This window comes from Albibacterium profundi (assembly GCF_042159835.1).
GTDB lineage: Bacteria > Bacteroidota > Bacteroidia > Sphingobacteriales > Sphingobacteriaceae > Albibacterium > Albibacterium profundi.
In genome coordinates this window covers 472,355-485,056 of record NZ_JBBVGT010000002.1, presented here as the reverse complement: position 1 = coordinate 485,056, position 12,702 = coordinate 472,355, and the positions used below count along the sequence as shown (strand labels likewise).

9 protein-coding genes are annotated in these 12,702 nt (G+C 42.6%); 5 read left to right on the top strand and 4 right to left on the bottom strand.

From position 1 onward, the window contains the following. Positions 1 to 21: 21 nt before the first annotated feature. A complete protein-coding gene (locus WKR92_RS03450) occupies positions 22 to 1,335 on the bottom strand; it encodes an NAD(P)/FAD-dependent oxidoreductase (protein WP_375556438.1) in 1,314 nt (437 codons plus the stop codon). Positions 1,336 to 1,452: 117 nt separating this feature from the next. On the opposite strand from WKR92_RS03450, the gene WKR92_RS03445 reads away from it, so the two are divergent. Continuing rightward, entirely contained in the window at positions 1,453 to 3,378 is a 1,926-nt protein-coding gene (locus WKR92_RS03445; RefSeq protein WP_375556437.1) for an SGNH/GDSL hydrolase family protein, read from the top strand. A 69-nt stretch (positions 3,379 to 3,447) separates the two neighbouring features. Here WKR92_RS03445 and WKR92_RS03440 read toward each other — a convergent pair whose 3' ends face one another. Next, the gene (locus WKR92_RS03440; RefSeq protein WP_375556436.1) at positions 3,448 to 4,083 is read right to left on the bottom strand and encodes a peroxiredoxin; all 636 of its coding nucleotides are present in this window, start codon (positions 4,081 to 4,083) and stop codon (positions 3,448 to 3,450) included. Between the two features lie 291 nt (positions 4,084 to 4,374). Between WKR92_RS03440 and WKR92_RS03435 the strand changes: the two genes are divergently transcribed. Then, on the top strand, positions 4,375 to 5,892 hold the full coding sequence (locus tag WKR92_RS03435; protein ID WP_375556435.1) for a catalase: 1,518 nt from the start codon (positions 4,375 to 4,377) through the stop codon (positions 5,890 to 5,892). Between the two features lie 149 nt (positions 5,893 to 6,041). Next, entirely contained in the window at positions 6,042 to 7,109 is a 1,068-nt protein-coding gene (locus WKR92_RS03430; RefSeq protein ID WP_375556434.1) for a trans-sulfuration enzyme family protein, read from the top strand. Here the strand turns inward: WKR92_RS03430 and WKR92_RS03425 are convergent. Next, positions 7,098 to 8,000, bottom strand: coding sequence for an aldo/keto reductase (locus tag WKR92_RS03425; RefSeq protein WP_375556433.1), 903 nt, complete (start codon positions 7,998 to 8,000; stop codon positions 7,098 to 7,100). The two genes, WKR92_RS03430 and WKR92_RS03425, sit on opposite strands and share 12 nt — an antisense overlap. Positions 8,001 to 8,157: 157 nt before the next feature. Between WKR92_RS03425 and WKR92_RS03420 the strand changes: the two genes are divergently transcribed. Both WKR92_RS03420 and WKR92_RS03415 read left to right on the top strand, forming a co-directional pair. Next, complete coding sequence (locus WKR92_RS03420) at positions 8,158 to 11,004, top strand: glycoside hydrolase family 31 protein (protein ID WP_375556432.1); 2,847 nt, start codon at positions 8,158 to 8,160, stop codon at positions 11,002 to 11,004. A gap of 26 nt (positions 11,005 to 11,030) precedes the next feature. Next, positions 11,031 to 11,597 (top strand): GNAT family N-acetyltransferase, encoded by a 567-nt coding sequence (locus tag WKR92_RS03415; protein WP_375556431.1) that lies wholly within the window; start codon positions 11,031 to 11,033, stop codon positions 11,595 to 11,597. Here the strand turns inward: WKR92_RS03415 and WKR92_RS03410 are convergent. Beyond that, positions 11,585 to 12,664 (bottom strand): isoaspartyl peptidase/L-asparaginase family protein, encoded by a 1,080-nt coding sequence (locus WKR92_RS03410; RefSeq protein ID WP_375556430.1) that lies wholly within the window; start codon positions 12,662 to 12,664, stop codon positions 11,585 to 11,587. The genes WKR92_RS03415 and WKR92_RS03410 overlap by 13 nt on opposite strands. Between the last annotated feature and the right edge of the window lie 38 nt (positions 12,665 to 12,702).

Below are 12,702 nucleotides of genomic sequence, written 5' to 3'. Positions count from 1 at the left end.
CCCCTAAAAAATCGGTGAAAATTATTTGGGTAGCTCGCTTTTTGTGTCTTCCTCTTCTTTTTTGCCAGAGCCGATAATTAAGCGAAGCGTCGGATCATTCGTCACAAATGCCCAAAACCAATTGAAAGTTAGTGTGAATTTGTTTCTAAAGCCAGCGATAGGTATCAAGTGGATGAATAGCCAAACCAGCCATGCAAAGAATCCTTTAAAATGGCCTTTTGGAAGATCAACCACAGCTTTGTACTTGGAAATAATAGCCATACTGCCCTTATCGTTATAAGAGAAGGGCTCGAGAAACTCTTCTTTACTCATTCTTTTTAGATTAGCGCCTAATAGATCCCCTTGCTGAATGGCCACCTGTGCGAGTTGTGGGTGCCCGTTGGGAAAGTTCTTGTCGCTTGTTTGAAGTGCAATATCTCCAATTACGTAAATATTGTCCGGCAAGCTTGAGTTTGGAGCGGCAATCTGATTGAACTCGTTCACTATAATTCTTCTTCCCCGTCCGATCACAGAAGGTGGTAAGCCGGGAACCTCACATGCGACCACACCCGATGTCCATATCAGCGCACTAGTAGCTATGGTTTCCCCATTCCCCAGTATAACCTTACCATTAACGTAGTCTTTTACGGGGGTATCGAGCTTAATGATTACCCCCAGTTTTGTCAAGACTTTCGCGGCTTCCTGTTGTGATTTGGTACTCATAGGGCCGAGCAAGGTGGGGGCCGCATCAATTAAGTAAATTTTAAGATTTCGATCAGTAATTTCAGGATAATCTTTTGCGCCGATTTTATGAACCATTTCCGCTAACATTCCGGCAATCTCTACGCCTGTTGGTCCACCTCCAGATATAACGATATTGAAATACTTGTTTCTCTCAAACTTGTTTTTTGTGCGTACCGCCTTCTCCATCATCAGAAGAAGGTGATCGCGAAGCTTAAGAGCGTCTTTTATGGTTTTCATGGGTAAAGCATGCTGCTTTACGTTCTCCATGCCAAAGAAATTCGTTTCGGTTCCCAGTGCTAACACCAGATAGTCATAACGCAATGTTCCTGTAGTGGTTTCAACCGTATTTTCGGCTGGGTCTACCTTTACCAATGAACCCATATGAAAACGCACATTATTCATGCTCTGGAACATACGCCGAAACGGATAGCTAATATTCGAGTTCTCTATAAAAGCAGTTGAGACCTGGTAAATTAATGGAGGGAAAAAATGATAATTATTTTTGTCGACAAGTATGACTTCAAAATGTGGGTTATTAGCGAGTTTTTTTAACACATTCAGTCCCGCAAACCCCCCACCAACAATAACCACGCGTTCAGTTTTCGTTTCCATGCTCAAAATTAAGGAATAATTATCCGTCTTTCTAAAATCATTCCTTATTTTTACTTTTTAATGTATCTTAAAAAAGGATACTTAGCAATCGATTTCATTTGTTTAATAAATTGTGATGTGAAAAATATACTTTTAGTGCTCATGTTGATGTTCCAAGCGCCGTTAATGGCACAGACTACGATGGATTTGTATAAGGACATTCCCAATGAAAAAGTCAATCAAGTTCATGAGAAGAGTGTGACTGGCGATGATGGTATAACACGCATGTCCGAAGTCTCAATCCCTAAAATTGTAGCCTTTTTCCCAGCTGAGCAAAAGAAAAACGGGAAATCAGTTATCATCTTTCCTGGCGGAGGGTATTCCATCTTAGCAGTTTCCCACGAAGGTTATGAGGTCGCCGAACGACTGAATGAGGAAGGGATTACTGCCTTTGTTGTGCAATATCGGCTGCCGAGTGACCTCACTATGAAGGATAAAAGCATTGGCCCGTTACAAGATGCGCAGCGGGCTATTCAGCTGGTCCGCGAGCGAGCTGGAGAATGGGGGCTTGCGGAGAACCAAATCGGTATTATGGGTTTTTCAGCCGGTGGTCATTTGGCATCTACATTGGGTACCCACTACAAAGAGCCATTGATTCCTAATCCAAATAATACGAGTCTTCGACCAGATTTTATGGTGTTGGCATACCCCGTTATTAGTTTTGATTCTCAGATTACACATATGGGCTCTCGGCAGAACTTGATAGGAGAAAGTCCTTCTTCAGCACAGGTGCTCAACTACTCGAATGAAAAGCAGGTTGACAGCAACACGCCGGCGACCTTTATATTTCACGCAAAAGATGACAAAGTAGTGCCGATTTCAAATAGCCTTCGGTTTATAGATGCCCTGAAAGCGAATCAGGTGCCGGTAGAATTTGTGAGTTACGAAAAAGGTGGGCACGGGTTCGGTATGAATAACCCAACATCTCAAAAGAAGTGGATGGACCTGTTTTTAGCTTGGCTTGATGGGCAGTCGTTTATCACTTGGAAAAACCCACTGGATGAGTCGTATACTGTTATCAACGGACAGTTACCAAATATCGCGGGTTACGATCGGCTACCGGCTGGTATGGAAGCAGATGTGCGTAAGCCAGTTTGGAACTTGTCAAAAGATAATGCCGGAGAATATATCGAGTTTCGAACACCCGCAAAGGAGATTGTTGTTCGTTATCAGGTTACCAAACGACTTGATATGAATCATATGCCGGCAACTGGTGTTAGTGGGGTGGATCTCTACGCAAAAAACAACAATGGGGAGTGGGAATGGGCACCCGGGAGATATCAATTTCAAGACACTATAACCTATACGTTTCCTACTGCAGACCATAATGAAAACCGAAGTTTTCGCCTTTATTTACCGTTGTATAACGAGGTTTCTTGGTTAGAGGTTGGCGTTAAAGAGACGGATGGTGTGTCATTTATTCCCGTTGATGAACAGGCACCGATTATTGTTTATGGTACATCCATTGCTCAGGGTGCATGCGCAACTCGACCCGGCTTGGCATGGACATCCATTTTAGGACGGAAATTAGATATGCCGATAATCAATCTGGGCTTTTCTGGTAATGGTCGCTTAGAAAAACCATTGATTGATGTCATAGGCGATACTGAAGCTCGATTGTTTGTGCTCGACTGTCTTCCTAACCTGAGCTCTGATAGTTATTCTGAAGATGACATTCGGCAACGTGTAACTGCTGCTGTTGCTTCCTTGCAAGAGAAAAATCCGGCAACTCCCATTCTGCTGGTTGAGAACAGCGGGGGTGGAACCGATCTAATAATTGATCAGCCAAGAAATAATCGTTATAAGCGAACAACGGCTTTCTTGGAAAAGGTTTTCTCAGAGTTAAAGGCCAGTGGAACGGAGAATATATACTTGCTGAAAACAGAAGATATTAATATGGGTATCAACTCAACAGTCGATGGTTCACATCCGAATGATATTGGAATGATGGAGCATGCAATTGCTTATGAAAGAATAATAAAGGATATATTCTCGAAACAATAAGGATTATCGTTAAAGCAAAATAAGAAAGCCCGCATTAAGCGGGCTTTCTTGTTTTTATCAGAAACAGGTTTAGGCTGATGGGTCAGCTGTATACCGTAAATAGGGTTTGATTTCTTTGACTCCCTTAGGGAATTTATTTTTTGCTTCTTCGGTTGGGATTGCCGGAGAAACGATTACGTCGTCTCCTTTGTTCCAGTCCACCGGCGTAGCAACGCTATGCTCATCTGTTAGCTGCAGTGAGTCAAGCACACGTAAGATTTCTGTAAAGTTTCGACCAGTGGCAGCAGGATAAGTCAGCGTAAGTCGTATCTTTTTGTCGGGAGAGACCAAAAATACCGAACGTACAGTTGCTGTTGCTGACGCATTCGGATGGATCATGTCATAAAGTTCTGCAACCTTCCGATCCTTGTCCGCAATTAGTGGGAACTTAACGTCTGTGTTTTGGGTTTCATTGATATCCTTCACCCAGCCGTGATGGTCTTCAATCGGGTCAACGCTAACAGCTAGAACCTTAGCGTTTCTTTTTTTGAACTCTTCATCCAATTGTGCAGTCCGTCCCAGTTCAGTTGTACACACCGGCGTATAGTCCGCCGGGTGAGAAAATAAGACTCCCCAGCTATCACCAAGATAATCGTAGAAGTCGATATCTCCTGCGGTTGTAACGGCTTTAAAATTGGGCGCCGTGTCCCCTAATCGTAAACTCATATCAATTAAATTTAAATCGTTTAATAAACTATAATTCTAGTAGACAATAAATCAAATATACAATTTGTTTTGAATAATGTTATCACTCCAACGTAAATAATATAGGATCCATTCCAGTAATACTATAAATCGCGAATATAGTTTCGTTTTGTCGTATAGTTTTTGATTATAGCACATCACTTTAAAAGATGCATTATATCGCTAAATGCTCTTTATATTTGATAACAAAACAAATAGTTTATTATCTTTAAGAAGATTCAGTATGACTTCTCACACCAAAAAATTAAAGACATGGAAAAGAAAAACGACAAGCTCACCTCAATTAATGGAAGACCTATTGCTGATAACACAAACTCTCAGACAGCAGGTCCCAGAGGTCCGGTGTTATTACAAGATGTTTGGTTAATAGAAAAATTAGCACATTTCGATCGTGAGGTGATCCCGGAAAGAAGAATGCACGCTAAAGGGTCGGGCGCATTTGGGACATTTACGGTGACTCATGATATCACACAGTATACAAAAGCAAGCTTGTTCTCGGAAATAGGGAAGCAGACCGATTTGTTTGCTCGTTTTTCAACTGTCGCCGGTGAACGTGGAGCAGCCGATGCAGAACGAGATATTAGAGGTTTCGCGTTAAAGTTTTATACGGATGACGGAAACTGGGATCTGGTAGGGAATAATACACCAGTGTTTTTCTTCAAAGACCCACTTAGGTTTCCCGACCTTAACCATGCGGTTAAAAGAGATCCTAAAACCAATATGAGAAGTGCCCAAAATAACTGGGACTTCTGGACGTCTATCCCTGAGTCGCTTCATCAAGTTACTATCGTGATGAGCGACCGTGGTCTTCCACGTGGAATGCGTCACATGCATGGATTTGGAAGCCATACGTTTAGTATGATCAATGCTAATAATGAGCGTGTTTGGGTGAAGTTTCATTTCCAAACTCAACAAGGGATTGAGAATTTAACCGACGATGAAGCTGCAAAAATTGTTGGGCACGATCGTGAAAGTGCGCAACGTGATTTGTTTGAGTCGATTGAAAATGGGGACTTCCCTCGTTGGAATATGAAGATTCAGGTGATGACGGAAGAACAGGCACAGAATCACTATCACAACCCTTTCGACCTGACAAAAGTATGGCCTAAAGGGGAATATCCACTGATCGATGTAGGTTATTTTGAGTTGAATAGAAATCCTGAGAACTATTTCGCAGAAGTGGAGCAAGCTGCATTTACTCCAGCTAACATCGTTGAGGGTATCGGTTTCTCACCTGATAAAATGTTACAGGGCCGTTTATTCTCATATGGAGATGCGCAGCGTTATAGATTAGGTGTGAATCATCATCAGATTCCGGTAAATCAAGCCAAATGCCCTGTGAATTCTTTCCACCGAGACGGCGCGATGCGTGTAGACGGTAATTATGGGTCTAAAGTGCATTATACTCCAAATAGTCAGGGTGCTTGGAATGAAAGTCCCGAAGTAAAAGAACCACCATTGGCGTTACATGGGGATGCAGATCATTGGAATCATTATGAAGATGATAATGACCATTATACACAACCTGGAAATCTCTTCAGGTTAATGACACCCGAAAAGCAAGAGTTATTGTTTGGAAATACTGCCAGAGCTATTGACGGTGCGGAAGAGTATGTGAAGATCCGCCATGCTCAACATTGCTATATTGCCGACCCAGCGTATGGGGAGGGTGTTGCCAAAGCTATGGGGCTGGACATCGATAAAGTTGTAACCAAAGAGCTGTGCGACTGGTTCCGGGCAAATCCTCAGTTTATCGTTAATAAATCATAGTTTTTTCATAATAATAATAGAATGAAGAGCGGCTGCTTCGGCGGCTGCTCTTTTTTTGTTCATTTATTTAAAATTTGTTGCATTTGTATTTTAATTATTAATTTTATAAAAAAATGCAGGGATGCATTTGAATCTATTATAGTCAACAAATGGAAATTGAAACAATCGCAATTCATGCTGGTAATTTGATAGAGCCGGGAAGTGCTGCTATCCAACCCCTCACATTGTCTACAACTTTTCAACGGGACGCGCAAGGAGCGTACCCCAGTGGTTATATGTACACTCGTATATCCAACCCCAACCGTGTGGCGCTTGAAAATGTACTTACCTTGTTAGAAGGAGGGGAGGATGCCTGTGCATTCTCGTCAGGCAATGCTGCTGGAAGCGCAGTTTTTCAGGCTTTAGAGCCGGGAAGCCATGTTATTGCTCCGGTCGACATGTACCATGGGTTAAGAAACCAGCTGAAGGTGGTCTATAATGGGATTCTTGAAGTGGAATTTGTAGATATGTCTGATCTGGAGGCTGTAAAGAACGCTTTAAAATCCAATACAAAATTAATCTGGATCGAAACCCCCTCAAACCCGCTATTGCTACTAAGCGACATCACTGCTATTTGCGATCTTGTGAAAACAAAAGACATTAAAGTTTGCTGTGATAACACTTTTGCCACACCTGTTTTTCAAAACCCTCTTAAGTTAGGTGCGGATCTTGTTATGCATTCCACTACAAAATATTTAGGCGGTCACAGTGATGCCCTAGGTGGTGGGTTGATTACTCGTAATAAAGACGAGTTTTGGCAACGAATTTGTGCAGTTCAGGAGCATTCGGGAGCCGTGATATCACCGTTCGATTGCTACCTTACGATACGCGGAATTAAAACATTGCCCTATCGTATGAAAGGACATGATGCCAATGCTAAACAACTAGTTGCCTTTCTTAAATCACATCAGGAAGTTGCTGATGTTTTCTATCCGGGTTTTGGAGGTATGCTTTCATTTACGACCGCGAGCGGAGAGAGCGCAGCAAAGAAGGTTGCCAATGCAACGAAAATCTTTATTCAAGCAACCAGCTTAGGAGGTGTAGAAAGTCTTATTGAACACCGAGCATCGATTGAAGGTCCAGACACCAAAACCCCGAGAAATTTACTCAGGGTGTCGGTCGGTTTAGAAAATATCAATGATCTTATAGAAGACCTAGATGCTGCTTTAAAAGTCTGATCCGTTTTTACCTCGCGTGGTATTATACAGGTCATACCAATCCTGGTGATCTAAATCAATACTGAAAGCATTAGCAATATTTCGTATGCGATTCTCGTCTGTTGTTCCAATCAGAGGCAATGCACCTAATTTGATTAACCAGGCTGCGGCTATCGACTCGATATCTACATGATACTTCGGACTAAGCTCTTCGAGTTTTTTACGGATGCGCTTCGCTTGCGGATCATCTCCTTTTGCAATTCTCCCTCCCGCTAATGGAGTGGATGCTAGTGGGCGCATATAACGTTGCTTGATATAGTCAACTTGGCCGTTATCCAAGGCCTCAACGTTGAGTAGATTCAGCTCAACATGGTTTGTTACAATAGGCGTGCTGAGGTATGTTGCCAGCAATTGATGCTCGAAAACAGAAAAGTTTGCCACGCCAATATTTCGGATCTTGCCGGATCGCTTAAGGTTTTCCAACGCTTGAGCGGTCTGCTCTAAATCTGATATGGGATCCAAGTGGTCTAAGAGGAAAATATCAATATAATCGGTTTTTAGCTTCTTAAGTGAACCATCAACACTTTTGATAATATGTTCTGCCGATGTATTATAATGAGGAACCCGTATTTCAGAATTAAGGTCGTTCGGAAGGTTTCGTCCACACTTCGTGAATAAAACAACATCTTTGCGTTTTATTGTCCCTTTTCCGATTAAATTGCCAAATGCTTCTTCGCAATGATATGAACCATAGCTGTCGCCATGGTCAAAGGTGTTAATTCCCAGCTCCAAACAGAGATTTACGATTTTCTCCATGGTTTGAGACACATTTGTGATGCTATTCCATCTATAGAATCCATATATCGCTGGAGAAACTTTCGGGCCGGCGTCGCTTAAGTATATATTTTTCATTCTGAATATGCTTTAATGATAATAACGAGGAAATCACGATCCGGTTTGTAGGGATGAAAGATGTGCTTTCCACAAGCGAATTTAAAAAAATGTATTAGGATGGGGAATAAATATTCATTTTTACTATTTTTACGACTTGACCATTTAAACTTTCAAAATGACAAAACGTTTTACTTCACTCGCTATATTATTGCTGGTGTCACTTTCTTTTGCGGTTGCTCAGACCGCTCGGTATCAGGTGACAAAAACTGGAGTTGATATTGATTTCGACGACACTTTCCAGACTGCGATAGAGCAGAAGATCAGCTTGACGCCGATTAGTGAACAAATAATCCATGTACGTGTGACTCAGGGTCCCAGGGTTGAAAGGAATGAAGATTTTATCACTGTTGACACGCTACGTAAAAAGGCAGTTGAATGGACAACAGAGGAAGAGGCAGATACCTTGAAAATTAAAACTCGGTACTTGAATGCAAACGTTTGCTTAACTACGGGTGTCATTGTGTTTAAAGACCAATTTGGCAAAGAGCTGGTGACTGAGCGTAAGCGTTCTTCACACTCTTTTATAGCAAATTCCTACCAGGGGGACGCATTTTATAAAATAACCCAAGGTTTTGAAATAGACGAAAATGAGGGTCTGTATGGACTGGGTCAGCATCAAAGCGGCGTAATGAATTACCGAGGACGACAGGTTACATTACTTCAGTACAATACGGAAGTTGCCGTGCCATTCCTTACCTCAAATCAAAACTATGGCATTTTATGGAATAATTATTCGATTACAAAAGCGGGTGATGTGCGACCTCTTGAGCCTTTATCTTCACTCAAGTTGACAAGTGCAGACGGCCAGGAGGGTTGGCTTACAGCAAACTATTTTCACAAAGACAGCTTGGATAAAGTTGTACTTTCTAGGCCTGAATCGCAAATTAATTATTTATACTTATCAGATCAGCATAAATTTCCAAAAGAGATTAACTTACAAGATGCTTTCGTTCGTTATGAAGGGTCAATCGAGTCGCCTTATGAAGGTCTACACAGACTCCATTTCAACTATGCCGGTTACTTGAAGGTGTGGATTAATGGAGAACTAGTTGAGGATCGCTGGCGTGCTTCGTGGAATGCGGGCTCTTTCGAGATAGATATCGACATGACAAGCGGGGAAAAATATCCGATACGCATGGAATGGACACCTGCCGGAGGGGAGTCATATTTAGGGTTGAAGATCCAGAAACCCATCCCAGCTTCATTAAAAAACACCTTTTCGTTTCGTTCTGAAGCTGGAGATGCGATAGATTACTACGTTATTTCCGGAGATAATATGGACGATGTAATATCGGGCTACAGAAGTCTTACAGGTAGAGCTCCTATTATGCCGAAATGGTCTTTCGGCTTCTGGCAAAGTCGCGAACGCTACAAAACACAAAAAGAACTATTGGACGCTGCCGCAGAATTTAGAAAGCGAGAGATTCCAATCGATAATATGGTACAGGACTGGTCCTATTGGAAAGAACATGACTGGGGGAGTCACGATTTTGATGAAGAGCGTTTTCCAGACCCCAAAGGGATGATCGAGAAACTTCACCAAGATCACTTCCGTCTCATGATATCTGTATGGCCGAAAATCAACGAAGAGTCAAGTGTGTATCCATACTTTCGGGACAAGGGGTGGTTGTATTCAAGAAACATTGCTGATGCGCGGAAGGACTGGATAGGAAAGGGTTATACATCCACCTTTTACGATCCGTTTAACCCAGAAGCTAGAAAAGGCTTTTGGGACTTGATGAACGAGAAGCTGTATAGCATAGGAGTTGATGCCTGGTGGATGGATGCCAGTGAACCGGATATGCACTCAAATATAAACATGGAGGCACGAAAGGCTGTTATGCAACCAGCTATAGGTTCATCGGTGAGGTATTACAATGCATTTCCATTATTGAACGCGAAAGGTATCTACGAAGGTCAGCGAGCCGTCGACCCGAACAATCGGGTATTTATCCTAACCCGTTCTTCTTTTGCCGGACAGCAACGCTATGCCTCGGCCACTTGGAGTGGCGATATCGCATCCCGTTGGCATGATATGCGCGACCAAATTTCAGCAGGAATTAACTTTTCCATGTCGGGAGTGCCCTATTGGACCATGGATGCCGGGGGATTTTTGGTTGAGGACAGGTATTATGAGCCGGCGAGGGCCGATCTGGAAGAGTGGAGAGAAATGAATACACGTTGGTATCAATACGGTGCTTTTTTGCCGATGTTTAGGGCACATGGTCAATTTCCATATCGTGAACCGTTTAATATAGCTCCGAAAGGGCATGCGGCTTATGAAAGCATCGTATATTACATCAAACTTCGGTATCGCTTCCTTCCTTATAATTATTCGATAGCTGCTGCTACCTATTATGATAACTACTCAATGATCAGAGGGTTAGCGATGGATTATGGGGATGATGAAAAGACTTTGAATATCGATGATCAATACATGTTTGGTCCTTCGCTCTTGGTGAATCCAGTAACCGAAAAAGGGAAGGTATCGCGGTCCGTTTATCTGCCCCACGGTTCTTGGTATAATTTTTACGATGGCTCTTATTTCGAAGGGGGTAAGGACGTAGAAGCAGATGCTCCTTATGAACGGATACCTTTGTTTGTTCGCGGCGGGTCGATTATTCCGTTGGGACCTGAGTTGCAATATACCGGCGAAAAGCCTGCCTCTGAAATTGATCTTTACGTATACGCTGGTGCAGATGCAAATTTTGTACTATATGAAGACGATGGCCTGACCTACGATTACGAAAAGGGAGAAAGCATTCAGATTTCATTGGATTATAACGATGCTGCCAAAACACTTACGATCGGTCAAAAAAAAGGTTCATTTAAAGGTATGCTGAAGGGACGGACATTTAATATCATCTATGTAAGTCCGCAAACTGCTTCGGGTTATGACGATGAAAAGAAAATAAATCAGAAAGTTCGCTATCGTGGTAAGGAGATTGTGGTTGATCTATAAAAAGGTTTAACCACTTTCCTATTGCTATGTTAGAACTTAAATTTTCACCATTCCCCGAGCTACAGTCAGAGCGATTAGTATTGCGTCAATTGCGTGAAAATGACATTGATGAAGTTTACGAATTAAGGCTGGACAGGGCGACCGCCAGGTATATACCTGAGGCTTTGGCACAAACGAGAGAGCATGCGTTGGAACATATCCAAGCTGTAAATAAAGAGATTGCTGCCAATAAGTCAATTAATTGGGCTATTACGACTAAAGACTCCGGTGAACTCATTGGCTTAATTGGTCTTGTACGCATCAAGCCCAGTAACCATCGCGCAGAGATTGGTTACATATTGCACGAAAGTCATCGAGGTCAGGGACTCATGTCCGAAGCATTGAAACTGATTTTAGAGTATGCTTTTTCTACACTAGGTTTCAATTCTGTCATAGCCGTTATCGATCCCAATAATCTGGCGTCAGCGAAGATTCTCGAGCGTCATGGCTTTAAAAAGGAGGCACATCTCAGAGAGAATATACGCTACAAAGATGTGTATCGCGATACGGTGATTTATGGGCTATTAAAACGAGAATTTGATCAGAAAATATAGAGCTCAATGTCACCGTCTTCTGTAATCATTCCCCGATACATTCCAGCAGTGTTAAAAGGCGCAGCATAGTTGCCATCCTTATCTAAAGCAATGAGCCCGCCCGTACCCCCTAGTTCCCCAATTTCCGCGATCGTCTCTTTGCTCGCTTCACCTACTGTCTTCTGCTGTAATTTTATTCTTGAGGCTAGATTATAAGCGGCAACCGTCCTTATGTAGAATTCACCCCAACCGGTACAAGAAACAGCTACATCTTGATTTGCATAGGTTCCTGCACCAATAATAGGGGAATCACCAATCCGTCCATATTTTTTGTTCATCATTCCGCCAGTCGATGTCCCCGCAGCCAAGTTGCCTTCGCGGTCTAGGGCGACCGCGCCGACGGTGCCAATTTTATCGCGATCAACTTTTAGACTTCGTGATGAGCTCTGTTTGGTGGTATCATGGTCGAGCTCAGTTTTACGATTCGCATCCTTCGACCCCAATAACTCTTGCAACCGATTCCAGCGATGCTCGGTATAAAAATAAGAAGGGGACACGATCTCTAACCCGACCAACTCGGCAAATTCTTCAGCGCCTTTGCCGGCGAGCATAACATGTTCGGACTTTTCCATAACCGCTCTGGCTGCTTTAATCGGGTTTTTAATGGTTGTTACACCGGCCACAGCACCTGCATTTCTCGTTGCCCCATCCATAATCGATGCATCTAACTCGTTTTTTCCGTCGTTTGTGAATACTGCACCCTTCCCAGCATTGAAGAGGGGAGAGTTTTCCATAATCTCGATGGCGGCGACGACAGCGTCGACGCTCGACTTTCCTTGTTGGAGTTCTTTATACCCTGCTCTCAACGCTTCGGTTATTTTTTCTTTGTAGTCTCTTTCTTGTTTAGGAGTAATCTTGTCACGAGCCATAGCTCCAGCACCGCCATGGATGACCAATACGTATTTTTTGTCAGCTGCCTTCTTTTGCTGTGCAGAAGCAGTTTCCGTAATACTCCAAGATGATTCCGTAATACTCCAAGATGATAATATGAAAATTAGTAAAAGACATCTAATCGCTTTATGTACCATAATTTATTTAGCTAGATCTCAAAATCTAAGTGCCAATC